General features: G+C 68.7%; 28 protein-coding genes. 13 read left to right on the top strand and 15 right to left on the bottom strand.

Annotated features, from left to right (window positions below):
* Positions 1-301, bottom strand: a 301-nt coding sequence (locus tag ABFC67_RS11300; protein ID WP_346738128.1) for a hypothetical protein, incomplete at its 3' end; no start/stop codon positions are given.
* Between the two features lie 423 nt (positions 302-724).
* On the opposite strand from ABFC67_RS11300, the gene ABFC67_RS11295 reads away from it, so the two are divergent.
* The 11 genes from ABFC67_RS11295 (at position 725) to ABFC67_RS11245 (ending at position 9,390) form a co-directional block, all read left to right on the top strand.
* Positions 725-2,143, top strand: a complete 1,419-nt coding sequence (locus ABFC67_RS11295) for an NAD(P)/FAD-dependent oxidoreductase (RefSeq protein ID WP_346738127.1) — start codon at positions 725-727, stop codon at positions 2,141-2,143.
* On the top strand, positions 2,130-2,543 hold the full coding sequence (locus ABFC67_RS11290; RefSeq protein ID WP_346738126.1) for a DUF3293 domain-containing protein: 414 nt from the start codon (positions 2,130-2,132) through the stop codon (positions 2,541-2,543). Before ABFC67_RS11295 ends, ABFC67_RS11290 begins: the two co-directional genes overlap by 14 nt.
* A 129-nt stretch (positions 2,544-2,672) precedes the next feature.
* Positions 2,673-3,314 carry a heme ABC exporter ATP-binding protein CcmA gene (gene ccmA, locus ABFC67_RS11285; RefSeq protein ID WP_346738125.1) on the top strand — a complete coding sequence of 214 codons (642 nt, stop codon included), beginning with the start codon at positions 2,673-2,675 and terminating at the stop codon, positions 3,312-3,314.
* Entirely contained in the window at positions 3,311-3,997 is a 687-nt protein-coding gene (ccmB, locus tag ABFC67_RS11280; RefSeq protein ID WP_346738124.1) for a heme exporter protein CcmB, read from the top strand. Before ccmA ends, ccmB begins: the two co-directional genes overlap by 4 nt.
* Complete coding sequence (locus ABFC67_RS11275) at positions 3,994-4,752, top strand: heme ABC transporter permease (RefSeq protein WP_346738123.1); 759 nt, start codon at positions 3,994-3,996, stop codon at positions 4,750-4,752. Before ccmB ends, ABFC67_RS11275 begins: the two co-directional genes overlap by 4 nt.
* A complete protein-coding gene (gene ccmD / locus ABFC67_RS11270; RefSeq protein WP_346738122.1) occupies positions 4,749-4,925 on the top strand; it encodes a heme exporter protein CcmD in 177 nt (58 codons plus the stop codon). The genes ABFC67_RS11275 and ccmD overlap by 4 nt, the downstream gene beginning before the upstream one ends.
* Positions 4,922-5,386 (top strand): cytochrome c maturation protein CcmE, encoded by a 465-nt coding sequence (ccmE, locus tag ABFC67_RS11265; RefSeq protein ID WP_346738121.1) that lies wholly within the window; start codon positions 4,922-4,924, stop codon positions 5,384-5,386. Before ccmD ends, ccmE begins: the two co-directional genes overlap by 4 nt.
* Positions 5,383-7,356: a heme lyase CcmF/NrfE family subunit gene (locus ABFC67_RS11260; RefSeq protein ID WP_346738120.1), complete on the top strand. Its 1,974-nt coding sequence runs from the start codon at positions 5,383-5,385 to the stop codon at positions 7,354-7,356. Before ccmE ends, ABFC67_RS11260 begins: the two co-directional genes overlap by 4 nt.
* The gene (locus ABFC67_RS11255) at positions 7,353-7,895 is read left to right on the top strand and encodes a DsbE family thiol:disulfide interchange protein (protein ID WP_346738119.1); all 543 of its coding nucleotides are present in this window, start codon (positions 7,353-7,355) and stop codon (positions 7,893-7,895) included. The genes ABFC67_RS11260 and ABFC67_RS11255 overlap by 4 nt, the downstream gene beginning before the upstream one ends.
* Complete coding sequence (locus ABFC67_RS11250; RefSeq protein WP_346738118.1) at positions 7,892-8,326, top strand: cytochrome c-type biogenesis protein; 435 nt, start codon at positions 7,892-7,894, stop codon at positions 8,324-8,326. The genes ABFC67_RS11255 and ABFC67_RS11250 overlap by 4 nt, the downstream gene beginning before the upstream one ends.
* Positions 8,320-9,390 carry a tetratricopeptide repeat protein gene (locus tag ABFC67_RS11245; protein WP_346738117.1) on the top strand — a complete coding sequence of 357 codons (1,071 nt, stop codon included), beginning with the start codon at positions 8,320-8,322 and terminating at the stop codon, positions 9,388-9,390. Before ABFC67_RS11250 ends, ABFC67_RS11245 begins: the two co-directional genes overlap by 7 nt.
* Positions 9,391-9,440: 50 nt before the next feature.
* On the opposite strand, the gene ABFC67_RS11240 is transcribed toward ABFC67_RS11245, so the two are convergent.
* Entirely contained in the window at positions 9,441-10,130 is a 690-nt protein-coding gene (locus ABFC67_RS11240) for a methyltransferase domain-containing protein (RefSeq protein ID WP_346738116.1), read from the bottom strand.
* Between the two features lie 87 nt (positions 10,131-10,217).
* On the opposite strand from ABFC67_RS11240, the gene ABFC67_RS11235 reads away from it, so the two are divergent.
* Positions 10,218-11,318: a homoserine O-acetyltransferase gene (locus tag ABFC67_RS11235; protein ID WP_346738115.1), complete on the top strand. Its 1,101-nt coding sequence runs from the start codon at positions 10,218-10,220 to the stop codon at positions 11,316-11,318.
* A 62-nt stretch (positions 11,319-11,380) separates the two neighbouring features.
* Positions 11,381-11,959 carry a cysteine dioxygenase family protein gene (locus ABFC67_RS11230; protein WP_346738114.1) on the top strand — a complete coding sequence of 193 codons (579 nt, stop codon included), beginning with the start codon at positions 11,381-11,383 and terminating at the stop codon, positions 11,957-11,959.
* 589 nt (positions 11,960-12,548) lie between these two features.
* On the opposite strand, the gene ABFC67_RS11225 is transcribed toward ABFC67_RS11230, so the two are convergent.
* The 13 genes from ABFC67_RS11225 to traG form a co-directional block, all read right to left on the bottom strand.
* Positions 12,549-12,806: a DUF2274 domain-containing protein gene (locus tag ABFC67_RS11225; RefSeq protein WP_318159460.1), complete on the bottom strand. Its 258-nt coding sequence runs from the start codon at positions 12,804-12,806 to the stop codon at positions 12,549-12,551.
* Complete coding sequence (locus ABFC67_RS11220) at positions 12,803-14,092, bottom strand: TrbI/VirB10 family protein (RefSeq protein ID WP_318159459.1); 1,290 nt, start codon at positions 14,090-14,092, stop codon at positions 12,803-12,805. Before ABFC67_RS11220 ends, ABFC67_RS11225 begins: the two co-directional genes overlap by 4 nt.
* Complete coding sequence (gene trbG, locus ABFC67_RS11215; protein WP_318159458.1) at positions 14,079-15,086, bottom strand: P-type conjugative transfer protein TrbG; 1,008 nt, start codon at positions 15,084-15,086, stop codon at positions 14,079-14,081. The genes ABFC67_RS11220 and trbG overlap by 14 nt, the downstream gene beginning before the upstream one ends.
* The gene (gene trbF / locus ABFC67_RS11210) at positions 15,083-15,790 is read right to left on the bottom strand and encodes a conjugal transfer protein TrbF (RefSeq protein WP_318159457.1); all 708 of its coding nucleotides are present in this window, start codon (positions 15,788-15,790) and stop codon (positions 15,083-15,085) included. Before trbF ends, trbG begins: the two co-directional genes overlap by 4 nt.
* A gap of 12 nt (positions 15,791-15,802) precedes the next feature.
* Positions 15,803-17,146: a P-type conjugative transfer protein TrbL gene (gene trbL / locus ABFC67_RS11205; protein ID WP_318159456.1), complete on the bottom strand. Its 1,344-nt coding sequence runs from the start codon at positions 17,144-17,146 to the stop codon at positions 15,803-15,805.
* On the bottom strand, positions 17,143-17,436 hold the full coding sequence (locus ABFC67_RS11200) for a hypothetical protein (protein WP_318159455.1): 294 nt from the start codon (positions 17,434-17,436) through the stop codon (positions 17,143-17,145). The genes trbL and ABFC67_RS11200 overlap by 4 nt, the downstream gene beginning before the upstream one ends.
* A 4-nt stretch (positions 17,437-17,440) precedes the next feature.
* Positions 17,441-18,169: a P-type conjugative transfer protein TrbJ gene (trbJ, locus tag ABFC67_RS11195; RefSeq protein ID WP_318159454.1), complete on the bottom strand. Its 729-nt coding sequence runs from the start codon at positions 18,167-18,169 to the stop codon at positions 17,441-17,443.
* Positions 18,166-20,592, bottom strand: a complete 2,427-nt coding sequence (trbE, locus tag ABFC67_RS11190) for a conjugal transfer protein TrbE (RefSeq protein WP_346738113.1) — start codon at positions 20,590-20,592, stop codon at positions 18,166-18,168. Before trbE ends, trbJ begins: the two co-directional genes overlap by 4 nt.
* 10 nt (positions 20,593-20,602) lie before the next feature.
* Positions 20,603-20,869, bottom strand: a complete 267-nt coding sequence (locus ABFC67_RS11185) for a VirB3 family type IV secretion system protein (protein ID WP_318159452.1) — start codon at positions 20,867-20,869, stop codon at positions 20,603-20,605.
* The gene (locus tag ABFC67_RS11180; protein ID WP_318159451.1) at positions 20,866-21,207 is read right to left on the bottom strand and encodes a TrbC/VirB2 family protein; all 342 of its coding nucleotides are present in this window, start codon (positions 21,205-21,207) and stop codon (positions 20,866-20,868) included. Before ABFC67_RS11180 ends, ABFC67_RS11185 begins: the two co-directional genes overlap by 4 nt.
* The gene (trbB, locus tag ABFC67_RS11175) at positions 21,204-22,229 is read right to left on the bottom strand and encodes a P-type conjugative transfer ATPase TrbB (protein WP_318159450.1); all 1,026 of its coding nucleotides are present in this window, start codon (positions 22,227-22,229) and stop codon (positions 21,204-21,206) included. Before trbB ends, ABFC67_RS11180 begins: the two co-directional genes overlap by 4 nt.
* Positions 22,226-22,690 (bottom strand): CopG family transcriptional regulator, encoded by a 465-nt coding sequence (locus tag ABFC67_RS11170; protein WP_318159449.1) that lies wholly within the window; start codon positions 22,688-22,690, stop codon positions 22,226-22,228. Before ABFC67_RS11170 ends, trbB begins: the two co-directional genes overlap by 4 nt.
* A partial coding sequence (gene traG, locus ABFC67_RS11165; RefSeq protein WP_346738112.1) for an IncP-type conjugal transfer protein TraG occupies positions 22,687-24,147 on the bottom strand: 1,461 nt, incomplete at its 5' end. The genes traG and ABFC67_RS11170, both read right to left, overlap by 4 nt.

Below are 24,147 nucleotides of genomic sequence, written 5' to 3'. Positions count from 1 at the left end.
AGAAGTAGCTCATGTCCGCGTTGAACGGCTCGCGGCGCGAGTAGTCGTTGCGCTCGAAGGCGCGCTGCACCTCGGTGTCGTGCGCCGTGGCGCGCACCACGCAGGTGCCGAACACCGGGTCCTTCGTTACTACGCCCTTCGCCGGCCGCGCCACGTTCGGCACGGTCGCGTCGATCTGGCCTTGCGGGAGCTGGAAGCCCGACGCGTAGAACGTCGCGCACGGGCCGGCCGAGCCGGAAGCGGTTTGGGAGAACGTCGGCATGCTGACCGTGCCGGCCAGCAACCCGACTGCGAGCGCCATCGGGAGAAGCTTTCTTGAATGCATCACGCGTCACCTTCGGTACTGCAACTACAGGGGACGCGAACCTTATCGCGGCAATTCGCACGCGATTTGCGAACCCCGTCGCATTCGCGCTCCGGCCAGGCCGAAAACGTGACCGCCTCGCACCGCTCGTTCCGCGAACATTCATTAATCAAATCAACATGTTAAGAATACATATTTCAAATTATATTTATTGCTCATAAATGATATTTTATACATTGCGATCATGCCGTCGGTATTGAACGCAGCGCGCTCGTCCATGCGGCTGCTGCACACGCCGGCAAAGACAACCACGAACGCGATGCGACGCGCACATCGCCCCCTCCCGCGCGCCGTCGGGGATTGCAAATCCCGGCGCGCTTGCCGAGAGTGCGCGCACCCCTTCGCAGCGAACGAGCGCGGATGAAACGACCCGAGATCACCCTGATCGGCGCCGGCCTGGTCGGCGGCCTGTTGGCGACGCTGCTGGCGCAACGCGGCTTCCGCGTCGAGGTGTTCGAGCGCCGCCCCGACCCGCGCGTCGCCGGATTCGCCGGCGGCCGCTCGATCAATCTCGCGCTGGCCGAGCGCGGCCTGCACGCGCTGCGCCAGGCCGGGCTTGCCGAAGCGGTGATGCAGCAGGCGGTGATGATGCGCGGGCGCATGGTGCACGACCGCGACGGCCGCACCAACCTGCAGCGCTACGGCGTCGACGACCGCGAGGTGATCTGGTCGGTGTCGCGCGGCGGGCTGAACATGCTGCTGCTGGACGCCGCCGAGCGCGCCGGCGCGCGCATCCATTTCGGCCAGCGGCTGGCGTCCGCCGATTTCACCGCCGGCACGATCGACCTTGAAGACGGCGGCGGCGCACGCCGCGCGCACGCCGCCGGCCTGCTGCTCGGCGCGGACGGCGCCGGTTCCGCGCTGCGCGCGGCCATCGACCGCGCCACGCCGCTCGGCGAGCGCATCGAGCCGCTGGGACACGGCTACAAGGAACTGGAAATCCCGCCGCTCGCCGATTTCCCGGCCGGCGCGCTGGCACCGGCGCTGGCGGCGGCACGTGCGCACGGCGAACGCTTCGCGCTGGAGCCTAATGCGCTGCACATCTGGCCGCGCGGCGGCTACATGTGCATCGCCCTGCCCAACGCCGAGGGCAGCTTCACCGTCACCCTGTTCCTGCCCAACGCAGGCGCGCATCCCAGCTTCGCCACGGTGCCGGACGCGGCCGCGGCGACGATGTTCTTCCGCGACGACTTCGCCGACGCGCTGGCGCTGATGCCGCGCTTCGCCGCCGACTACGACGCGCACCCGGTCGGCGTGCTGGCGACGCTGTACCTCGACCGCTGGCACCTCGACGGCCGCGCGCTGCTGCTCGGCGACGCCGCGCACGCGATCGTGCCGTTCCACGGCCAGGGCATGAACGCCGGCTTCGAGGACGCCGCCGAACTCGCCCCGCTGCTCGATGCGCAGCCGGGCGATCCCGCCGCGGTGTTCGCCGAATTCGAGCGCCGCCGCCGCCCCAACGCCGAGGCGATCGCGGCGATGGCGATCGAGAACTACATCGAGATGCGCGACGCGGTGGCCGATCCGCACTACCTGCTGAAGCGGGCACTGGGCGAGGCGCTGACCGCGCGCGCGCCGCGGCACTACAAGTCGCGCTACCGCCTGGTCAGCTTCACCCGCGTGCCGTACGCCTACGCGCGCGAGCGCGGCCGCGCGCAGGACGCGCTGCTCGAGGAGCTGCTGCGCGGCCGCGCCGGGCTCGAAGCGCTGGACCTCGACGCTGCCGCGTCGCACCTGCGCGCGACGCTGCCGCCGCTACCCGCCGATGCCTGTACCTGACGACCTGCGCCGCGCCTGGCGCGCCACGCAGTATCGCGTGCGCCTGCCGCAGGGCGGCCATGCGGCGATCCGCATCGGCGCGCCGCTGCCGGCCGCGCTGCATCCGCTGCTGCGCGAAGACGACGAGCCGTGGGGCTACGTCACCGCGTGGAACCCGCACGGGCAGCCGCGCGGCCGCGCGATCAACCGTGCGGCGCAACGGGCGCTGCTGGATGCGGCCAGCGCGCTCGGCGCGCGCGTGCGTGCCGGCGCCGGCGTCGGCGCCGACGGCTGGCGCGAGCCCAGCCTGTTCCTGCTCGGCCTCGATTTCGCGACGCTCGACGCGCTCGCCACGCGCTTTGCCCAGGCCGCGATCGTGCGTGGCCGCGGCACCGGCCGCGCCGAACTGCACGAACCCTAGAAGGCATCCGCACGAGTCCGCCGGGCAACGTCGCGCAGCGGGTTCCTTTACGCCCGCCCATGCGGCGCGCGACCGCATGGACAGCCTGCGGCCCCGCTGGGACAATGCCTGGCCGGAGCTCCATCCACGATGACCACCTCCCCTCCTACCGCCGCCCTGCTGCATGCGCAGGGCCTGGCGTTCGCGCGCAACGACGAGCCCGTGTTCGGGCCGCTCGACTTCGCGCTGGCGCGCGGCGAAACGCTGCTGGTCGAAGGCGACAACGGATCCGGCAAGACCACCCTGCTGCGCGTGCTGGCCGGCCTGATGCCGGCGAGCGCGGGCGAACTGCGCTTCGACGAGGCGCCGCTGCGTCGCGAAAGCCTTGCCGGCCGCGCGCTGTTCCTCGGCCACCAGCTCGGCCTCAAGCTGGACCTGTCCGCCGCCGAGAACCTGCGCCACTTCGTCGCCCTGTACGGACAGCGCGAGGGCCTCGCGCCCGCGGCGGCGCTGGACGAAGTCGGCCTGGCCGGCTACGCCGACGAGCCGGTGCGGCGCCTCTCGGCCGGGCAGAAGAAGCGCGCCGCGCTGGCGCGCCTGCTGCTGGCGCCGGCCGATCTGTGGCTGCTCGACGAACCGTTCGCCAATCTCGACCGCCACGGCATCGCGCTGGTCAATCGCCTGCTGGCCGCGCATGCGGCGCGCGGCGGCGCGGCGCTGGTGACCAGCCACGGCGCGGTCAGCTTCACCGATCCGTCGACGCGCCACCTGCGCCTGGAGCTCAACGCATGAGGCCGGGCTCGACCGCCGCCGCCTGCACCGCGGTGCTGCGCCGCGACCTGCTGCTGGCCTGGCGACGCCGCGGCGACGCCGCGTTCCCGGTGCTGTACGCGCTGATCGTGGCGACGCTGTTCCCGTTCGCGCTCGGCCCCGAGGACGCGCTGCTGGCGCGCATCGCCGCCGGCGTCGTGCTGCTGACCGTGCTGCTGGCGATGCTGCTGGCGTTCGACGCGCTGTTCCGCCCCGACCTCGAGGACGGCAGCCTGGAACTGCTGCTGCTGGCGCCGCAGCCGCTGGCGCTGCTGCTCGGCATGAAGATCCTCGCGCACTGGCTGACCACCGCGCTGCCGCTGATCGTGATCGCGCCGCTGCTGGCGATGATGCTGCACCTGCCCGCGCCGGCGCAGCCGGTGCTGCTGGCGGCGTTGCTGCTGGGCACGCCGCTGCTCAGCCTGCTCGGCGCGGTGCTGGTCGCGCTGACGGCCGGCACGCACCGCTCTGGTATGCTTCTGGCCCTGATGCTGCTGCCGCTGACGGTGCCGGTGGTGATCTTCGCCGCCGGCGCGGTGTCCGCGGCCGAGGCCGGGCTGCCCCATCTCGCGCCACTGCTCTGGCTGGGCGCCGCGCTGGTCCTGGCTCTGGTGCTGGCGCCGCTGGCCTGCGCGGCCGCCCTCAGGATCGCTCTCGACGCATGAACACGCTCACCCTGTGGTTGCACAAGCTCGGCTCGCCGCCGACCTTCTACCGCTTCGCCGGCGCCGTGCGCCCCTGGCTGCTGGCAGCCGCGCTGCTGGCCGGCGCCATCGGCCTGTACGGCGGGCTGGTGCTGGCGCCGGCCGACTACCAGCAGGGCGACGCCTACCGCATCATCTTCATCCACGTGCCGTCGGCGTGGATGGGCCTGTTCATCTACGCCTGCATGGCGGCGGCCGGCTTCGTCGCGCTGGTGTGGCGCATCAAGCTGGCCGAGATCGTGGCGATGGAATGCGCGCCGATCGGCGCCGCATTCACCTTCATCACGCTGGTCACCGGCTCGCTGTGGGGCAAGCCGATGTGGGGCACCTGGTGGACCTGGGATGCGCGGCTCACCTCGGAGCTGGTGCTGCTGTTCCTCTATCTCGGCGTGATCGGGCTTTACTACGCGATCGAGGACCGCCGCAAGGCCGCGCGCGCCGCGGCGTTCCTCGCGCTGATCGGCATCATCAACCTGCCGATCGTGCACGTCTCGGTACAGTGGTGGAACACGCTGCACCAGGGCTCGACCGTACGCATCCTCGGCCCCTCGCACATCGCGCCGTCGATGCTGTGGCCGCTGCTGGCGATGGCGCTGGCGACCAAGCTCTATTTCGGCGCCAGCCTGCTCGGCCGCGCGCGCGTCGCCCTGCTGGCGCAGGAAGGCGGCAAGGACTGGGTGCGCGCGCTGGCGCAGCCGGAAGGGAGCCGGCCATGACCGATTTCCTCGCCATGGGCGGCTACGCCGCCTACGTGTGGCCGGCCTACGCGGTGTTCTTCGCCGTGCTGGCCTGGGATTACGCCGCGCCCGCGCTGCGCCGCCGCCGCGCGCTGCGGGAACTGCGCGCACGCCTGGCGCGTCAAAGCGTGCGCAAGGGAGCCTCCGCATGAATCCGACCCGCAAGCGCCGCATGACCCTGGTGCTGCTGATCGTCGCCGCCGTCGGCATCGCCGCGGCGCTGACCGTCTACGCGCTGCAGCAGAACATGAACTACCTGCTGACCCCGAGCCAGGTGCTGTCCGGCCAGGGCGCCGACTACAAGACGTTCCGCCTCGGCGGCATGGTCAAGAGCGGCTCGCTGCAACGCGATGCGCACTCGCTCAGGGTCGATTTCGCCGTCACCGACGGCGACCACGACCTGCCGGTCGAGTACACCGGCATCCTGCCCGACCTGTTCCGCGAGAACCAGGCGGTGATCGCCACCGGCCACATGGACGGCGGCCGCTTCGTCGCCACCGAAGTGCTGGCCAAGCACGACGAGAACTACATGCCGAAGGAGCTGGCCGAGGCCATGGGCAAGGCGCACGCCAAGCACCACGTCGGCGCCGCCGCGCAGGAGCCGACGCCATGATCCCCGAACTCGGCCAACTCGCGCTGATCCTCGCCCTGCTGATGGCCACGCTGCAGTGCGTGCTGCCACTGCTCGGCGCCTGGCGCGGCAACGCCACGCTGATGGCGGTGGCGCGCCCGGCTGCGGCCGGCCAGGCGGTGTTCGTGGCGCTGGCGTTCGGCGTGCTCGCCTACGCGTTCCTCAGCTTCGACTTCTCGGTGGCGTACGTCGCCGACAACGCCAACCTCGCGCTGCCCTGGTACTACCGCTTCGTCGCGGTGTGGGGCGCGCACGAAGGCTCGCTGCTGCTGTGGATCCTGCTGCTCAATGTGTGGACGGTCGCGTTCGCCGCGTTCAGCCGCCACCTGCCGGAGCCGTTCGCGGCGCGCGCGCTGGGCGTGCTCGGCTTCATCAGCGTGGGCTTCCTGCTGTTCATCCTGCTCACCTCCAATCCGTTCACCCGGCTGCTGCCGATGCCGGCCGACGGCGCGGATCTGAATCCGCTGTTGCAGGATCCGGGGATGATCTCGCATCCGCCGATGCTGTACATGGGCTACGTCGGCTTCTCGATCGCGTTCGCGATCGCCATCGCCAGCCTGCTCGGCGGCGAGATGGACAACGCCTGGGTGCGCTGGGCGCGACCGTGGACCAACGTCGCCTGGGGCTTTCTCACGCTCGGCATCGTGGTCGGCAGCTGGTGGGCGTACGCCGAACTCGGCTGGGGCGGCTGGTGGTTCTGGGATCCGGTGGAGAACGCGTCGTTCATGCCGTGGCTGGTCGGCGCCGCGCTGATCCACGCGCAGGCAGTCACGGAAAAGCGCGGCACGCTGCGCGCGTGGACGCTGCTGCTGGCGATCTTCGCCTTCGCGCTGTCGCTGCTCGGCACCTTCCTGGTGCGCTCGGGCGTGCTGACCTCCGTGCACGCCTTCGCCAGCGACCCCAGGCGCGGCATCTTCATCCTCGGTTTCCTCACCGCGGTGGTCGGTGGATCGCTGCTGATCTACAGCCTGCGCGCGCCCAAGGTCGCCGCCGGCAAGGCATTCGCGACGCTGTCGCGCGAGACGCTGATCCTGGTCGCCAACCTGATGTTCGCCGCCTGCGCGGCGATGGTGCTGCTCGGCACGCTGTACCCGCTGATCGGCGATGCGCTGGGGCTCGGCCGCATTTCGGTGGGCCCGCCCTACTTCGGCTTCCTGTTCATGCTGCTGATGGCGCCGGCGCTGTTCCTGCTGCCGTTCGGACCGTTCGCGCGCTGGGGCCGCGCCGACGCGGGCGAGCTGGGACGCGTGCTGCGGATCGTCGCGCTCGCCGCGGCCGTGCTCGGCGGCACGCTCGGCTTCCTCGCCTGGCGCGGCTCGCACGAGTTCCGCGCACTGCTCGGCGCAGTCGCCACGGTGTGGGTGCTGAGCGGCGTCGTGCTGTACGCGCGCAAACGCTGGCACGAGGCGCCGGCGGGACGGCGCTATCCGGCCGAACTGGCCGGCATGCTGCTGGCGCACACCGGCGTCGGCGTGTTCCTCGCCGGCGCGCTGCTGACCACCGCGCTCAGCGTCGAGCGCGACGTGCGCCTGGCGCCGGGCGAGTCGGTGCGCGTCGGCGCCTACGACTTCCGCTTCGACGGCGTGCAGGAGATCAAGGGCCCGAACTGGCTCGCCCAGCAAGGCACGGTCAGCGTGTTCGACCACGGCGCGCCGGTGACGGTGCTGCATCCGCAGAAGCGCACCTACACGCGCGGCCAGGTGCAGACCGAGGCGGCGATCCGCCCCGGCGCCGTGCGTGACCTGTACGTGGCGCTGGGCGAGCCGCTCGGCAGCGGCGGCGCGTGGGCGCTGCGCGTGTACGACAAGCCGTTCGTGCGCTGGATCTGGAGCGGCGGCCTGCTGATGATGCTGGGCGGCTTCCTCGCCGCCGCCGACCGCCGCTTCCGCGCGCAGCGCGCGCCGCAGCCGGCGCCCGCCGTCACATCTGCGCCCGCGGAGTCCGCCGCATGAGCCGCGCGCTGCCGCTCGCGATCTTCCTCGCGCTGGTCGGCCTGTTCGGCTTCGGCATCTGGTGGAACGCGCACCACGACCCGCGCGAAGTGCCCTCGCCGCTGATCGGCAAGCCGGCGCCCGCGTTCGACCTGCCCGTGCTGGGCGATCCGGCGCAGCGCGTCAGCAAGGCCTCGATGCTGGGCAAGCCGTATCTGCTCAACGTGTTCGCAAGCTGGTGCTTCGCCTGCCGCGACGAGCATCCGGTGCTGATGGCCGAGGCGCAGAGGCTCGGCGTGGCCCTGGTCGGCTACAACTACAAGGACGAACCGGCCGACGCGCAGCGCTGGCTGGCGCAGTTCGGCAATCCGTACGGCCTGGTGATCGCCGACCGCGACGGCCGCACCGCGATCGACTTTGGCGTGTACGGCGCGCCGGAAACGTTCCTGATCGACGCGCAGGGCGTGATCCGCTACAAGCGCATCGGCGCGCTCACGCCGCAGGTGATCGCCGAGCAGATCGAGCCGCGCGTACGCGCGCTGGCCGGGGGCGCGCCGTGAAGCGTGCGCTGCGCATCGGCCTGCTCCTGGCCGCGCTGCTGGTCAGCGCGTCCGCGTTCGCGATCGATCCGCTGCCGTTCAAGGACGCGCAGCAGCGCGAGCGCTTCCAGCACCTGACCAGCCAGTTGCGTTGCCTGGTCTGCCAGAACGAAAGCCTGAACGACTCCAACGCGGACCTCGCCAAGGATCTGCGCCACGAGGTGTTCCAATTGATGCAGCAGGGCAAGTCGGACGACGAGATCAAGCAGTATCTGGTCGCGCGCTACTCCGACTTCGTGCTGTACGACCCGCCGCTGAGGGCGTCCACCGTGCTGCTGTGGTTCGGCCCGGCGCTGGTGCTGCTGGGCGGCGCCGCGGTCGTGGTGTTGACCGTGCGCCGGCGCGGCAAGAGCGGTACGGCCGAAGCGCCGGCCGCGGAGGAAGAATGGTGACCCTCGTGTTCCTGATCGCCGCGGCGGCGATGATCGCCGTTGCGCTGGCCTTCGTGCTGCTGCCGATGCTGCGCCGCGGCCGCGCCGCCGGCCGCGCACGCGGGCCGTTCGCGCTCGGCCTGACGCTGGCGTTCGTGCTGCCGGCGGCGACGCTCGGCCTGTACACGCTGGTCGGCACGCCGCGCGCGCTCGACCCCGCCGCGCGCCGACCGGCGCCGATGAACCTCGACGACGCGGTCGCCGCCTTGCGCGCCAAGCTGGAGCAGGCGCCCGACGACCTGCAGGGCTGGCTGCTGCTGGGCCAGGCCTACGAATCGATGAAGCGCCCCGCCGAGGCGCGCGACGCCCTCGCCCGCGCGCTGAAGCTGGCGCCCGGCCAGCCCGACGTGATGGTCGCCTACGCCGAGGCGGACTCGCTGGCGCGGCCGGACCACCGCATCGAGGGCGATACGCTGACGCTGCTGCGGCGCGCGGTCGCGGCCGAGCCCGACCATCAGCGCGGCCTGTGGCTGCTCGGCGTCGGCGAATTCCAGGCCGACCGCTTCGCCGAAGCCGCGGCGATCTGGAAGCGCCTGTTGCCGCTGCTGCCGCAAGGCTCCAACGTCGCCGCCGCCGTCGCCGGCCAGATCGCGCTGGCCGAGGCGCGCGCCGGCGGCCAACCGGAGGCCGACGCCGAGCGCGCCGCCGCGCAGATCGTCGCCGCCGCTGCGGCCGCCGGCCCACGGCTGACCGTGCAGGTGCGCCTCGATCCGGCGCTGGCGGCGAAAGTCGCACCCGACGACACCCTGTTCGTCTACGCACGCGCCGCCTCCGGCCCGCCGATGCCGCTGGCGGTGGCGAAGCTGCGCGCCGCCGACCTGCCGGCCACGGTCACGCTGACCGACGGCATGGGCATGACGCCGCAATTCACGCTGTCCGCGTTCCCGCAGGTGCTGGTCGCCGCGCGCCTCTCGAAGAGCGGCGAGGCGACGCCGCAGGCCGGCGATCTCGAAGCCGCGCCGGCACAGGTCGACGTGAAGACGCGCACGCCGATCGCGCTGGTGATCGACCGCGCGCGGCCCTGAGCGCGTCCTCCCCCCGCAAACGGCGCGGCGAGTCGCCTGCACGCAGGCTCCTACCCTTCGGCGACGGTGTTCGTGTCGAGCCGTGCGCCGACGCGCCACAGCGCGTGCCCCGATGCGGCGTACTTGCGTTCGAACGGCGTGAGCGGTCCGGCCGGCACGAACGCTTCCACATTCGCCGCGATGCCGGCGACGTCCAGCGCCCGGGCGAACTCGTCGGCGTAGACGCGCCAGTTGCAGCGCAGCTCCAGCATGCCGCCCAGCGCCAGCAACGCGGCGAAGGCGGGATGCGCGTGCCAGCGGCGCGCGAGCTGCGCCGGCTTCGGCCACGGGTTCGGGTACAGCAGGTATTGACGCCGCAGGCGCCAGCCCGCGGCGTGCGCCAGCCGCCAGAAGTCGGCCAGCTCGGCGCGCACCAGCAGCGCGTTGCGCGGCGCGCCCGCCGTCGCCAGCGCGCGCGCGCCGGCCGCCAGCCGCGCCGCCGATTTGTCCACGCCGATCACCCAGCAGTCGGCATGCAGCTCGGCCAGCCGCAGCGTCGAGGCGCCGGTGCCGCAGCCGGCGTCCAGTACCAGCGGCCGCGGCGCGGCTTCGATGCACGCGCGCAGCGCGTCGAAGGCCTGCACGCTGTGCGCGGCGGGCGGGCGGCGCCAGTCGGTTTCGAGGTGCCTGCGCACGCTCGCCGCGAGGCGCGGATGCGGCGCCTGCTGGACGCTGGCGACCGTGCGGGAGTTGGCGTACATCGGGGCGGTTTGGCAGCGATGGCGGCGCTTTCAGTATAGTTGCGGTTTTGTCGGCGCCGCGCGCCGCGAAGAAAGCATGGAGCCCGCATGGCCGACGCCCGGCGTTACTTCGACCTGCCCTCGCCGTTCCGCATGAAACGCGGCGGCGAACTGCACGGCGCCCGCCTCGCCTACGAGACCTGGGGCGAATTGAACGAGGCGCGCGACAACGCCGTGCTGATCCTCACCGGCCTCTCGCCGAGCGCGCACGCCGCCTCCAACCGCGACGACCCGAGCGCGGGCTGGTGGGAGGGGATCGTCGGCCCCGGCAAGGCGATCGACACCGACCGCTTCCACGTGATCTGCGTGAATTCGCTGGGCAGTTGCAAGGGCTCGACCGGCCCGGCCTCGATCGATCCGGCCACCGGCGAACCGTACCGGCTGGACTTCCCGGAACTCGCCCTGGAAGACGTCGGCAATGCCGCCTACGAACTCGCGCGCGGGCTCGGCATCGAGCGCCTCGCCTGCCTGGTCGGCTGCTCGATGGGCGGCATGAGCGCGCTCGGCTACATGCTGCACCACCCGGGCAGCGTGCGCGCGCACATCAGCATTTCCACCGCGCCGCTGGCGCAACCGTTCGCGATCGCGATCCGCTCGCTGCAGCGCGAGGCGATCCGCCTCGATCCGAACTGGAACGAGGGCCGCTACGACGACGCGCACTACCCCGAGACGGGCATGCACATCGCGCGCAAGCTCGGCGTGATCACCTATCGCTCGGCGATCGAGTGGAGCGGCCGCTTCGGCCGCATCCGCCTGGAGCCGGACAAGCGCGAGGAAGAGCCGTTCGGCGCCGAGTTCCAGATCGAGTCCTACCTCGAAGGCCACGCGCGCCGCTTCGCGCGCAGCTTCGATCCGAACTGCTACCTGTACCTGTCGCGCGCCAGCGACTGGTTCGACGTCACCGAGTACGGCAACGGCAGCATCGCCGCGGGCCTGCGCAGGATCCGCATCGAGCGCGCGCTGGTGATCGGCGTCGAAACCGACATCCTGTTTCCGCTGCAGCAGCAGGAGCAGATCGCCCGCGAACTGCAGGCGGCCGGCGCCGACGTCGACTTCGTCGCGCTGGACAGCCCGCAGGGACACGACGCCTTCCTGGTCGACATCGAGCGCTTCGGCGCGGCGATCGGCGCGTTCATGGCCAAGCTCTGAACGCGGCTGGCGCCTGCGCAAGCGGCTGCTAGAATGCCCGCGACCGCAAACGCAGGCCCGCCATGCTCGCTCTCGATTTCCCCGGCCACCGCATCCTGGTCGATGCGCTGGACGCCGCCGTCGAACAGGGTTCCGTTGCCGAAATCACCGATGCCCTGCGCCACACGCTGTGCGGGCTGATCCGCAACCGCGAGGTGGAATTGCCTGCCTGCGTGCTCGAGCCCTGCGGCGACCACTACGCGCGCCGCGAGCTGTACCGCAGCGAGCGCCACGGCTACAGCGTGGTGGCGATGACCTGGGGGCCGGGCCAGGGCACGCCGATCCACGACCACTCCGGCATGTGGTGCGTGGAAGGCGTGTGGCACGGCCAGCTCGAGATCACGCAGTACGAACTGCTGGAACACGCCGAGCCGCGCTTCCGCTTCCAGCCGGTCGGCTCGATCCAGGCCGGCGCCGGCTCCGCCGGCAGCCTGATCCCGCCGCACGAATACCACGCCATCCGCAACCCCAGCGACGACGCCATCGCGGTCAGCCTGCACATCTACTCCGGCGCAATGACCTGCTGCTCGGTGTTCAGCCCGCTGGGCGACCGCTGGTACGAACGCGGCCAGCGCAGCCTCGGCCTCGACCAGGTGCATTGATTCGCGCATACTTGCGCGCCTTCCCCGCGCCGAAGTGGCGGAACCGGTAGACGCGACGGACTCAAAAATAGGTACTTCTACCTATGGTTAGCTTGTGTTCATCGTCCGCCAAGCTGTACCAGGCAAGGGATTGAACGAAGTATCGGCTCTTGATCGAAAAGTACACTTTTCGCATCAGGAACCAAACAGGAGCCAGGGCGATGCAGACTGGTTCCAAGCGAGTAGTAGAAGGTAGTGCTGTAAGATTGCGTCACGCCCGAGTGGTGGAATTGGTAGACGCAGAGGACTCAGACCAAATTTGAGCCCTCTTGGAGAAATCCTTGAGGTGAAGCCCGTCAAACTCGGTGAAGGCCCTGGACGCAAGTCCGAGCTAATGCCGAGCCAAGCCCAAGCCGAAAGGTATGGGAAGGTGTAGAGAGCAGACGGCGGGCACCTACGGTCGAAAGGCTATGGTGAAGGCGTGCTCCAGACCACGAACGCCCTGCCCCGTGCAGGACGGCGGCGAAAGCCGAAGTGGGAAGAAAATCCTCCGCCGCAAGGCTTGTCGGTTCGAGTCCGACCTCGGGCACCAATTCAAAGCCGCCCCTGTTCACACAGAGGCGGCTTTTTCGTTGCGGCGTGTGCTACTACTACTCGAACGTCGGAAGCCTCGGTCTCCCGCCATAAAGGCTTCAAGCATATGCGGGATCAACGTCGCTGCATCGACCGCCTCACCGTAGATTTGCGCATGCAGCGCGGCATAGCGGTCGAGGTCGGCTTTGAGGCCTGTGGGACACGAGAACGTCAATTTGACCGTCTGCGTACCGGGCAACGGCCCGAGCCGCAACTTCTTCGCGGACGGACTCATGGCATCGGTCCTCGCTGGAAAAACATCGGCTGATACGGCCGTAGCATTAGATCCTTGTTCACCATTACGTCCAGCGGGAAACCCGGCCGCACGGTCAGCGTCGGCTGAATGCTGAGGTTGCGCCGAGTGATCTCCTGGCCGACCTGGTTGGCCGTGTCCTGCGCACTGTTGCGCAAGGCGACGACTGTGTTGCCGTTGACGCTGCCCTCGTTCGAGACGGCCAACTCGGAGCTGACGCCGAGCATCGTGGACAGCGCCGCGCCGGCCAAGATGCGGCTCCAATGCCAGTCCACGCCATCCTCCAGGCCGGCGTAGCCGGCCGGGTCGATGCCGGGCAGTTTGTCCAGCGTGATCGACGAGGTATCCGGCAACACCAGGCGCAGCCAGACCAGCAGCACACGCCGCTGCCCAAACGCCACCTGGCTGTCGTAGCGACCGATCAGGCGCGAGCCCTGCGGGATCAGCAGGTAGCGGCCGGTCGCCGTGTCGTACACCGGCTGCGTCACCTCGGCGATGATCTGCCCTGGCAGGTCGGAATTGATGCCCGTCACCAACGCCGCCGGGATTACCGTGCCGGCCATCACCGTGTACGGCGAAGACGGTATCTGCAAGGTGCCGGTGTTGCTGGTGACGGCGTCGCCGCCTTTGGTCAAGAACGCTTCCTTTTGGTCCTGTCGGCTCTGGATCGCCGTCGGATCGTTGGGCTGCGCCGCCGTGGACGCTGGCCCGGCACCCATCGGATTGAACGGTCCGGCCGACGCATTCGGCATGGCCGGCACTTGGGGAATCGTCGTCGCCGCGCCCGTCTTGCCTGTGATGTTGCTGGTACGGAAGAAGACCGACGAACGGGCGACTTCCTCGGCCTCTCGCTGTCGGTCGATGCTCTCGGCCGATGGCCCCGTATTACCGCTGCCCGCCGGCAGCGGAGCGACGGAGGCCGCGCCCCAATCGCCCGGCAACGGCGGCCCGAGCTGCGGCACGCTGGCCGCCGACACCGGGGCGGGCTTCGTTGGCAACTTCGAGTAGTCCGCCGGCAACTGATCCAGGTCGTCCGCCTTCGCCACACGATTGACGTTGTACAGCTCGGTCTGATCGACGGAACCCCGCCGCCCCTTCGATTGCAGCGCCCACATCGACGCTCCGGCGACGGCGACCGTCAGCACCGTGGCGGCGATCGCCAGCATGCGGCGGTTCAACCGCGTCACCGAACGCGGCGGCGCTCGCAGCGCGACGCCCTCGGGTGCCACCTTCGGCACTGGCTGCGGCTCGTGGTCAATGTTGCCCATGACCGGCTCCCACGGCGATCCCGTCGGTGCGTTCGATGCGTACCACGGCCGCCTTGTCGCCGCCCAGCCGCAGCTCGGCCGCGCCGAACAGGCGGTCGACGATGTCGTAAGGCGCGTGGAAACGGTAGTTCACCAGCTCGCCCTTGCCGTCCGGCCCGACGACGAACAACGGTGGCAGTTCACCTTGCGCAATACCGGCCGGGAACTGGATATACACGTGCTGCCCATCGTCGAAGGCACGCACAGGTTTCCACGGTGGACTGTCCCCCGTGATCGCGTAACGGAAGTGCAACTGATCCAGCGACAGACCCGAGGCGGCCGGTGCCTGCGCGTCGGCCGCCTGCGCCTGGGCCTGCAACGCCAACATCTGGTCCTTCGGGTACTCCCACGACACCGAGGCCATCCACGCTTTCGGCGTGGAGGTGAGTTCCAGTAAATAAGTGCGTCGACTTGTCGTGATGACGAGGTTGGTCGTGATCCCCGCACGCACCGGCTTGACCATCACGGCCACCCGTCGGCTCGCGCCGCTGCCGCTGGCCGTATCGCCCACGATCCATTGCACCGTATCGCCGGCGGCGACCGTAACCAGCTCCTCACCCGACTGCAATGAAATGACCGTCACCCGGCCTGGACTCGTGTAGACCTGATAGAGCGCCCCGTCGGAGAACGGCCAGACCTGGATCGCGTTGATGTATCCCTCGCGCGTGGGCGCCACGCTCGCCTCGACGTTGGCCTGTTCGACGCGGGCCTTTGCGTCGGTCAACTTGGGTGTCGGCTTGGCGTCGGCTGCCGTCGGCAGCGGCTTCATCTGGTCCGGCAAGGGCAGCAGCTTGGGCACTTTCACCACCTCGACCGGTTTGGCCGGTTCGGGCAACGGTTCGGCCTTCACGGGTTCGTCCAGCGAGATGGTCGGCGGCGGCTTGCCTTGCGTCGCGCAGCCGGCCAGCGTCGCCAGCAGACCCAGGATGGCAATGGCGTTGATCGAGGTTTTCATGGCTTCTTCGCTCCTTCCGGTGCGTCCAGATCGCGGCTCCAGGACAGGCCGTTGACGTAGATACCGAGGGGGTTGCGGCGCACCTGCTGCTCAGTGCGCGGCGTCTGCATGACGAGGGTGAGCATCGCGGTCCAGTGCTCAATGCCCGTGGGTGTGCCCTCGTTGTAGTGCTGCTCAGTCCAGCGCACCTGGAACGAGGTATCGCTGACCCGCACCACGCTGGTCACGTCCACGGAGACGGAATCCTGGCCGACATGGGCGAACGGATCGTGGGCGCGCGCGTAGTCGTTCAAAGTCGCCGCACCGCGGTCGGTGGTGTAGCCGTACGCTTCGAGCCAGTTCTGCCGCACCACCACCGGGTCGATCGACAGCGCGCGCACGTCGGTAATGAAGCGTGCCAGGTGGTAGGCGATCTGCGCATCGGTCGGCTGGTACGGTGTCAGCGCCGCACCGACCGCACGCACCTGTCCTGCGTGATCGACTTCCACCACGTAGGGCGTGACGCGTGACTTGCCGGACTGCCACACGAGTCCAGCGGCCATCAGCACGGCGAGCCCCAAGCATCCACAGGCCATCAGCCGCCAGTTCTTCGCCTGCACGCGGGCGCTGCCGAGCCGTTCATCCCAGACTTGCGCGGCGGCCTGGTAAGGCGTGGCAGGCGCGGGAGACTCGCTGTAGCGCACACCAGATCGTTTGAAACGCATCGTCCGCCTCCTTTACTCGTTCGAGGAATCACGCAGGTCGGGGGCTGCGCCACCGCCGCCGTGATCGGCCGAGCGCATGACGTGCGCCGCGGTCGAAGCGCCGTGTGCCACGCGCTGGCGGCGTTGCAGCCGCTGCGCCCAGTCAGGCGCTTTGTCGTCAGATGTAGGGGATACGGCAGCGCTCGCTGCCGGTGTGCTGGGTGCTTTGCCGGCAGGTGAGCTTGAAGCAGGCGTGGCACTGGCCGCCGAGGCAACACGATTCCGCACGGCACGAGCGCCAGCCGCCATGCGCTGCCCAGCGGCTTGTGCGCCGCTGCGCGCGACGTTGGCCATGCCGGCGCCGAAGGCTCGCGCCCCGGTTGCGCCCGACGCTGCCGTACCGGCGCGATACGCCGTGGCGGCGCCGCTGCCCGCGCGCGCTGTGCCCACGGCCCCGCGCGCGGCCAGGCGTGTGCCGGCGGCGACGGCGGCACCGCCCGTCGCAATGGCTGCACCGCCGGCGACGGCCAGGCCCGCGGCACCGAGTGCCGTGCCGGCCGCCGCCCCGGCACCGAGCTGCGGTGCACCGGACACCAGCCCCGTAGCAATACCTGGCCCGAAGATACCCAAGCCCAGCATCGTGAGCGAAGCCAGCATGATGGCGAGTACGTGGTTCAGCGACGGATCGGCGCCGGTCGGTGTCTGGAACTGCCCGAAGATCGTCGAGCCGATGCCGACGATCACGGCCAGCACCAGCACCTTGACACCCGAGGACACCACGTTGCCGAGCACTTTCTCAGCGAGGAACGCGGTCTTGTTCCAGAGCGCGAACGGCACCAGCACGAAGCCGGCAAGCGTGGTCAGCTTGAACTCGATCAGCGTCACGAAAAGCTGTACCGCCAGGATGAAGAAGCTGATGACCACGACGATCCACGCGAGCAGCAGCACCACGATCATGTCGAGGTTGCTGAAGACGGCCGTGAACCCGTGGGACATCGTGCCGAGCTGTAGCAGGATCGGCTGGCCCGCCGTGACGCCGATCTGGGCGAGGCGTCCGGGTTGCAGGAAGTCGCCGATGCTGACGGTCGAGCCGGCGGCGAGCAGCCCGAGACCCGCAAACGAACGGAACACGATGCCGGCCAGCGTGTTGAAGTTGCCGATGATGTAGGCGAAGGCGCCGACATAGAGCGTCTTGCGGATGAGCTTGGGCAACACCTCCTCACCGCCCATCGCCCAGAACAGCCCCGCCAGCGTCATGTCGATGACGATCAGCGTGGCGGAGAGATACGCCACTTCGCCGTGCAGCAGCCCGAACCCGGAGTCGATGTACTGCGAGAAGACGGCCAAAAACTGGTCGATGACGGAGAGGTCGTTCATGGCCGTGTTCCGCGGTCGGACTGGTCGAAGCTCGCCGGAATCGGCGGCAGCGAGGCCAGCGTCTGGTATTCATCGGGGCCGCCGAGGCCGAGGAAGAAACGCCGCGCATACGCCGCATCCACGAAGCCGCATGTGGCGCTGTCAACACGCGTGTGCGTGACGGAGCAGCGATGACGCAACGCATAGAGCCGCTGCGGATCGTGGGCCAGCGCGTCCACTGTCAACGCGGGTGTGTGCCGACCGCAGGCGGTCAGCACCGCGACGACGGACAGGACGAGTGCGCGGGTCATGGCCTTAGTTCCCGTAGAAGTTCACGGGCTGCGGGGTGTATTGCGGGCCGTTGCCGATGAAACGCGAACGCACCTGTTCGGCCTGCGCCTCGTCGGCCGCCCCGCGGGCCTGGTCCAGCGCGGCCGCGCGATCTTGCGACACGGTGAACTGTTGCGCCTGGATCGCCTGGCGTGCGATCAGCGCCAGCAACTGGTTGGTCGCCTGACTGGCCTGCAAGGCGCCGACCGCCCCCTGACTCTGCGTAACCAGCCCGCTCAAGACGCTCTGGTCCGACAGTAGGTTCTGCGCGGCCTGCGACTGCATCTGCGTTGCGGTCTGCAACGCTTGTACCGAGGTCCGCCAGCGCGATTGTGCGTCCTGCACCATCTGGGCATGGCTGGTGCTGGCACTGTAGGACGACGGATACAGCCGGTCGAAGGTCACCTGTGACTGCGCGACCTTGAACGTCAATCCCTGCGCCTGCGCGATCAACTGGTTGGTGCTCGCCAGCGTGGCGAGCAACTGCGACAGCGAGTTGTAATTGAGGCTCGTCAGGTTTCGGCCTTGGTTGGTCAGCATCGTCGCTTCGTTCTGCAACTGCTGGATCTGGTTGTCGATCTGTTGCAGCTCGCGCGCGGCGGTGAGCAGGTTCTGTGAGTAGTTCGCGACGTCGAACACCGCCCACTGCGCGAAGCTCGCGGACGAACACGTGAACAACGCGGCCGCAGCGGCGGCCAGCCAGGTCTTCTTCATGGCCGAATCTCCGATGATGTGGGAAACGAAGGAATGAGGTCGGCGGCCCAATCGAGGCCGGCGTGGCGCAACCAGGCACCGGTGAATCCCGGCGCACCGGCGTCGAGTAGCACGCGGTCGATGTCGTGCTGGTCCTGGGGCGTCGAGGTGCCGGCGAAGGAAAGTGCGATCGGCCCGAGGTCGAGATCGAACAGGCGATTGCCCAGCCGCGACTGGTAGTAGTAGTCGCGCTTGGGCTCGGCGGTGGCGACGATCTCGATCTGCCGGGCGTTCAGCCCGAAGCCTTCGTAGATCGTACGGATCTGCGGCTCGGTGGCCTGCGGGTTTGGCAGGAAGATGCGACTCGCGCAGCTCTCGATGATCGCGGGCGCGATGCTCGAATCCTTGATGTCGGCCAGCGACTGCGTGGCGAAGACAGCGCTGACGTTCTTCTTGCGTAACGTCTTGAGCCATTGGCGGATGCGCGCGGCGAACACCGGGTCATCCAGGAACAACCACGACTCATCGAGGATCAGCAACGTCGGCGCGCCGTCGAACCGCTCCTCGAAGCGCGCAAAAAGGTAATGCAGCACGGCCAGCACCGCAGCCTTGCTGTGCATCAGTTCCTCCATCTCGAAGCCTTGCACGTCGGCGCGGCCCAAGCGGTCGTGATCGGCATCAAGCAACTTGCCGTGGGCACCGCCGAGCACGTAGGGTGCAAGTGCCTGGCGCAGCGCGTTCGATTGCAACAGCACCGACAAGCCGGTCATCGTGCGTTGTTCCATCGGCGCGCCAGCGAGACTCCCCAGCGCCGACCAGATGGTCGCCTTCTCGTCGGGACCAATGGCCACGCCTTCGTGCGTCAGGCGGCCTTCGATCCACTCGCTGGCCCAGGCGCGATAGCCCTCCTGGTCGATCCGCGCGAGCGGCTGGAACGCGATCGCGCCATCCGTGCCGAGATCGTAGTGCTCGCCGCCGAGACCCAGGATGGTGGCGCGCATCGAGCGGCCCATGTCGAACGCGAAGATGCGCGCGCCGCGATAGCGCCGGAACTGCATCGCCAGCACGGCCAGCAACACCGACTTCCCCATGCCGGTCGGGCCGACGACCAGCGTATGGCCCACATCACCGATGTGCGTGACCAACCGGAACGGCGTGGCACCATCGGTGCGCGTGACGATCAACGGCGGCCCATCGAGATGGGCGTTCTTCTCTTGTCCCGCCCACACGGCCGATACCGGCATCAAGTGCGCGAGGTTCAACGTCGAGATGACCGGCTGACGCACGTTGGCATAGGCATGGCCCGGAATCGAGGAGAGCCACGCTTCCACTGCATTGAGCGTTTCGGGAATGGTCACGAAGCCGCGGCCCTGGATGGCACGCTCGACCCTGCGCAGCTTTTCGTCGGCGGCTGCCGCGTCGGCATCCATCACGGTGACGGTCGTGGTCACGTAACCGAAGGCCACCTGGTCGCCACCAAGCTCCTGCAGGGCGGCATCGGCATCGCTCGCCTTGTTGCTGGCGTCGGTATCGACCAGCGGCGATTCCTGCTGGAAGATCGTTTCACGCAAGAGCGCGACGACGTTCTTGCGCTTGGCGAACCACTGCCGGCGCAACCGGCCCAACTCTTTCTCGGCCTCGGCCTTGTCCAGGCACAGGAAGCGTGTGGACCAGCGGTACGCAAAGCCCAGGCGGTTGAGGTCATCGAGCATCCCCGGCCAGGTCGTCGTCGGGAAGCCGCGCACTGTCAGCACACGCACCTGCTCGTCACCCAGCATCGGCGCCAAGCCACCCACGAGTGAGGTGTCGGTCAGCAGCGCGTCCAGGTGAAACGGCACCTCGGGCACGCCGATGGCATAGCGGCGCGTCGAAATGCAGCCGTGCAGGTAGGTCAACGTCTCACTGTCGTCCAGCCAAGCCATCTCCGGCATCACGCCATCGAGCAGGTCGAACACGCGGTCGGTTTCGGCGACGAAGGCGCTCAGCCGGTCGCGCCAGTCCACGCCTCGGGTCGGCGTGTTCTCGTAGAGCAGCTTGCCGGCCCGCGCCCGCGATTCCTCCTGCGGCAGGTACAGCAGTGTCAGGTGATAGGCGCTCTCGAAGTGGCTGTCGGTTTCCTCGAACGCGGCGCGGCGCTCCTCGTCCACCAGCCAGGACAACGGTTCTGGAAAATCCGAGTGCGGGTAGTCCGCGGCCGGCCAGCGTTCGGCCTCGGTGAACAGCGCCCAGCCCGAGCCCAGTCGGCGCAGTGCATTGTTCAAGCGCGCGGTCGTGGCGATTAGTTCGCTCGGCGTCGCACTATCGAGGTCCGGCCCGCGAAAACGTGCGGTGCGCTGGAACGCGCCGTCCTTGTCGAGCACCACGCCCGGCGCGACAAGCCCTGCCCACGGCAACCAGTCCGCGAGCAGCGCGGGACGTTGACGGTATTCGGCAAGGTGCAACATGACATCAGCCTCACACGTCCAGCAGCGGTCGATGCTTAAGGTGCCGCGCGAAGACGGACATGAACTGCGGATCGACTCTCGCACCCCACACGGCGAGCGAATGACCGATCAGCCACAACGCGATACCGGGAATCCACAGTTGCAATCCCAGCCCCACGGCGGCGGCCAGCGTGCCATTGGCGATGGCCACGGTGCGCGGCGCGCCGCCCATCAGGATCGGCTCGGTGAGCGAACGATGCAGCGGCACCTCGAAGCCGGTGGCAGTGGACTCGTTCATGCCACCACCGCACCGCCGGAGAAGCTGAAGAACGACAGAAAGAAGCTAGACGCGGCGAACGCGATCGAGAGTCCGAATACAATCTGGATCAGGCGTCGAAAGCCGCCGCTGCTGTCGCCAAAGGCGAGCGTGAGGCCCGTCACGATGATGATGATGACCGCGATGATCTTGGCGACCGGCCCCTGGATCGAGTCGAGGATGGATTGCAGCGGCGCTTCCCATGGCATATTCGAGCCAGCCGCATGCGCAACCGTTGCCGCCAGACACGTCAGCAGGAGCAGCAGCCACGGCAAGGTTTTACGGAAAAACGGATCGTCGTAAAGGCGGGTTTGCGTCATGACGGGACTCCTGCTGTGGCGGCGAAGGAAGACGAGGAAGCAGGCGAAGCGCCTAGCACGGCATCGAGCCGATACCCGCGCTCATCGAAACCGACGACACGGGCGATGTCCTGGATGTGACGCGCACGGCTGCGCCCGGCGATGAAGACGACGACGTTGACCGCGTCGGCGATCAGCGCGCGCGGTGGGGTCACGGCAACTTCGAGAATCAGTTGCTCCAGGCGCAACAACGCGCCGTGAGCGGACCCGGCATGGACCGTGGCGATGCCGCCCGGGTGGCCGGTGCCCCAGACCTTGACCAGATCGAGGGCTTCGCCACCGCGCACCTCGCCGACAATCACGCGGTCGGGACGCAGCCGCATCGTGGCGCGTACGAGTTCGGTCATGGACACGACGCCCGGCAATGTGCGCAGCGGCACGTGATCGCGCGCCGCGCATTGCAGCTCAACGGTGTCTTCGAGCACCAGCACACGGTCGCCAGTGGCGGCGATCTCGGCGAGCAAGGCGTTGGCGAGCGTGGTCTTGCCAGTGCTGGTGCCACCAGCGATCAGGATGTTCTGGCGCTTGCGAACGGCACGTACAAGGAAACCCGCTTGCGCGCCCGTCATCATCCCGTCGCTCACATAGCGTTCGAGCGGAATCACCCCGACCGCACGCTTGCGCAGGGCGAAGGCCGGCCCTGGTGCGGCCGGCGGCAGGATGCCCTCGAAGCGTTCACCGGTCTCGGGTAATTCCGCTGACAGCAGCGGCTTATCGGCATGGACCTCGGCGCGCACGTGGGCAGCGACCAACCGGATGATGCGTTCACCATCGGCAGCGGAAAGCCGTACGTCCGTCGGTGCGCGCCCGCTGGATAGCCGGTCAATCCACAGCGACCCGTCCGGATTGAGCAGGATCTCCACCACGTCCGGATCATCCAGCGCGTCGGCGATCAGCGGCCCCATCGCCGTGCGCAACATGCGCACACGCCGGTCTAACGACCGGGCGGCTGGCGTCAGCAGATCATTCGCTTGCGCGTTCATGGTGTCTCTTCCGGCACCAGCGTGTCCGCATCGGCAGCGGCGTGCCGCACCGTGTCGGGCTGGATTTCCTCCACCAGCTCACGTACGAGGCTGTGTCCGCGCAGCAGGTGGCGACCCAGCTGCTCGATGAACTGCGCGAAACGCACCTTGCCTTGGGCGCGGGCCGCGTCCTGATGGGTCTCCGGTACCGGGGTACTCACCGTCAGGTAGTAACGGATGAACAGCGCCAGCGTTTCGATCTGGATAGACTGGTCTCGCTCCAGGCGCTCGAACTGGCGCGTGAGCCGATCCAGCCGTTTGGCGATCGCGGCCTCACGCTGGTCGCCGGCATCGGGCGAAAGCCAGGACGCCAGTGCCGCTGCAACGATGGACGACTTCGAGACACCTTTCTTGGTAGCCAGCTCATCGAGCCGCCGGGCGTGCTCAGGCGGGACGAACAGATTCAGACGGTACTGGCTCATAGCAGTATCCCGTCCGTCTGATCGAGCGTGGCCAACCGCGCCGTGCGTTGCAGGCGTGGGTCGAGCTGGGCGGGCATCGGCAACGGCAAGTCGTCGTCATCGAGTAGCGCTAGGTCGCTGGCCGCCTTATCGGGCGCCGGGACATAGGCCTCCTCGTCGGCCAGCTCGGGTTGGCGCCGCAGGCCACCGTCGTCGGTCGCGCCTTCAGGCAGCGTGATCGTTGCGACAGGCACACTCGGCATCACGGGAATGGGCAGTGCGCTCCAATCGTCAACGCGCCGCGCCGGTGTATCGACGTATGGGCCGCTTGCTAGCGCCGGCGGCGTGAGCACGCGGCGCTTGAAATTGGCATCGGCGTAGTAGCGCAGCTTCTTCGCACGGATCGGTGCATGGCCCGAGACCATCACCACGGCATCGTCGGGCGGGAGTTGCATCACCTCGCCGGGCGTCAGCAGCGGACGCGCCGTCTCCTGGCGCGACACCATTAGATGGCCCAGCCACGGCGCCAGGCGATGGCCAGCATAGTTGCGCTGCGCGCGCAGTTCGGTCGCAGTGCCCAGCGTCTCGGAAATGCGCTTGGCGGTGCGTTCGTCGTTGGTGGCGAACGTCACGCGCACATGGCAGTTGTCCAGGATCGAGTGATTGGCGCCATACGCCTTGTCGATCTGGTTGAGGCTCTGCGCGATCAGGAAACTGCGGATACCATAACCCGCCATGAAAGCCAGCGCGGACTCGAAGAAGTCGAGCCGGCCGAGTGCCGGGAACTCGTCGAGCATCAGCAGCAGACGATATTTGCGCGCGATACCGTCGGAGCCATCGAGCGATTCGGTCAGGCGCCGACCAATCTGGTTGAGGATCAGCCGGATCAGCGGCTTGGTGCGACTAATGTCAGATGGCGGCACGACCAGGTACAGCGATACCGGGTGCTCGGCCGAGATCAGATCGGCGATGCGCCAGTCGCAACGCGCGGTGACTTCCGCCACCGTGGGATCGCGGTAGAGACCCAGGAACGACATCGCGGTAGACAGCACGCCCGAACGCTCGTTGTCGCTCTTGTTGAGCACTTCACGCGCGGCGGAGGCGACGACCGGGTGCGGTGCCTCGCCACAGTGCTTCGTCGTCATCATCCGGTGCAGCGTCAGCTCGAACGGACACGCCGGATCGGAGAGGAAGTTGGCGACGCCGCGCAGCGTCTTGTCGGTGCCCGCATACAGCACGTGCAGAATCGCGCCGACCAACAGTGCATGACTGGTCTTCTCCCAATGGTTGCGCCGCTCCAGCGCGCCTTCGGGGTCAACCAGGATGTCCGCGATGTTCTGCACGTCGCGCACTTCATGCGCGCCGCGCCGGACTTCGAGCAGCGGGTTGTAGGCCGCTGATTTCGGATCGGTCGGGTTGAGCAGCAGGCAGTGCGAGAAGCGCGAGCGCCAGCCCGCGGTGATCTGCCAGTTCTCGCC

Origin of the sequence: Mizugakiibacter sp., assembly GCF_039680435.1 — a bacterium.
In the GTDB taxonomy this organism is placed as follows: Bacteria; Pseudomonadota; Gammaproteobacteria; order Xanthomonadales; family Rhodanobacteraceae; genus Mizugakiibacter.
This window is presented reverse-complemented; position numbering and strand designations above follow the sequence as displayed.

Bases quoted from the DNA above. Each gene is read 5' to 3' on its own strand.
- ABFC67_RS11295 (WP_346738127.1), top strand. From the start codon at position 725: ATGAAACGACCCGAGATCACCCTGATCGGCGCCGGCCTGGTCGGCGGC.
- ABFC67_RS11290 (WP_346738126.1), top strand. From the start codon at position 2,130: ATGCCTGTACCTGACGACCTGCGCCGCGCCTGGCGCGCCACGCAGTAT.
- ccmA (WP_346738125.1), top strand. From the start codon at position 2,673: ATGACCACCTCCCCTCCTACCGCCGCCCTGCTGCATGCGCAGGGCCTG.
- ccmB (WP_346738124.1), top strand. From the start codon at position 3,311: ATGAGGCCGGGCTCGACCGCCGCCGCCTGCACCGCGGTGCTGCGCCGC.
- ABFC67_RS11275 (WP_346738123.1), top strand. From the start codon at position 3,994: ATGAACACGCTCACCCTGTGGTTGCACAAGCTCGGCTCGCCGCCGACC.
- ccmD (WP_346738122.1), top strand. From the start codon at position 4,749: ATGACCGATTTCCTCGCCATGGGCGGCTACGCCGCCTACGTGTGGCCG.
- ccmE (WP_346738121.1), top strand. From the start codon at position 4,922: ATGAATCCGACCCGCAAGCGCCGCATGACCCTGGTGCTGCTGATCGTC.
- ABFC67_RS11260 (WP_346738120.1), top strand. From the start codon at position 5,383: ATGATCCCCGAACTCGGCCAACTCGCGCTGATCCTCGCCCTGCTGATG.
- ABFC67_RS11255 (WP_346738119.1), top strand. From the start codon at position 7,353: ATGAGCCGCGCGCTGCCGCTCGCGATCTTCCTCGCGCTGGTCGGCCTG.
- ABFC67_RS11245 (WP_346738117.1), top strand. From the start codon at position 8,320: ATGGTGACCCTCGTGTTCCTGATCGCCGCGGCGGCGATGATCGCCGTT.
- ABFC67_RS11240 (WP_346738116.1), bottom strand. From the start codon at position 10,130: ATGTACGCCAACTCCCGCACGGTCGCCAGCGTCCAGCAGGCGCCGCAT.
- ABFC67_RS11235 (WP_346738115.1), top strand. From the start codon at position 10,218: ATGGCCGACGCCCGGCGTTACTTCGACCTGCCCTCGCCGTTCCGCATG.
- ABFC67_RS11230 (WP_346738114.1), top strand. From the start codon at position 11,381: ATGCTCGCTCTCGATTTCCCCGGCCACCGCATCCTGGTCGATGCGCTG.
- ABFC67_RS11225 (WP_318159460.1), bottom strand. From the start codon at position 12,806: ATGAGTCCGTCCGCGAAGAAGTTGCGGCTCGGGCCGTTGCCCGGTACG.
- ABFC67_RS11220 (WP_318159459.1), bottom strand. From the start codon at position 14,092: ATGGGCAACATTGACCACGAGCCGCAGCCAGTGCCGAAGGTGGCACCC.
- trbG (WP_318159458.1), bottom strand. From the start codon at position 15,086: ATGAAAACCTCGATCAACGCCATTGCCATCCTGGGTCTGCTGGCGACG.
- trbF (WP_318159457.1), bottom strand. From the start codon at position 15,790: ATGCGTTTCAAACGATCTGGTGTGCGCTACAGCGAGTCTCCCGCGCCT.
- trbL (WP_318159456.1), bottom strand. From the start codon at position 17,146: ATGAACGACCTCTCCGTCATCGACCAGTTTTTGGCCGTCTTCTCGCAG.
- ABFC67_RS11200 (WP_318159455.1), bottom strand. From the start codon at position 17,436: ATGACCCGCGCACTCGTCCTGTCCGTCGTCGCGGTGCTGACCGCCTGC.
- trbJ (WP_318159454.1), bottom strand. From the start codon at position 18,169: ATGAAGAAGACCTGGCTGGCCGCCGCTGCGGCCGCGTTGTTCACGTGT.
- trbE (WP_346738113.1), bottom strand. From the start codon at position 20,592: ATGTTGCACCTTGCCGAATACCGTCAACGTCCCGCGCTGCTCGCGGAC.
- ABFC67_RS11185 (WP_318159452.1), bottom strand. From the start codon at position 20,869: ATGAACGAGTCCACTGCCACCGGCTTCGAGGTGCCGCTGCATCGTTCG.
- ABFC67_RS11180 (WP_318159451.1), bottom strand. From the start codon at position 21,207: ATGACGCAAACCCGCCTTTACGACGATCCGTTTTTCCGTAAAACCTTG.
- trbB (WP_318159450.1), bottom strand. From the start codon at position 22,229: ATGAACGCGCAAGCGAATGATCTGCTGACGCCAGCCGCCCGGTCGTTA.
- ABFC67_RS11170 (WP_318159449.1), bottom strand. From the start codon at position 22,690: ATGAGCCAGTACCGTCTGAATCTGTTCGTCCCGCCTGAGCACGCCCGG.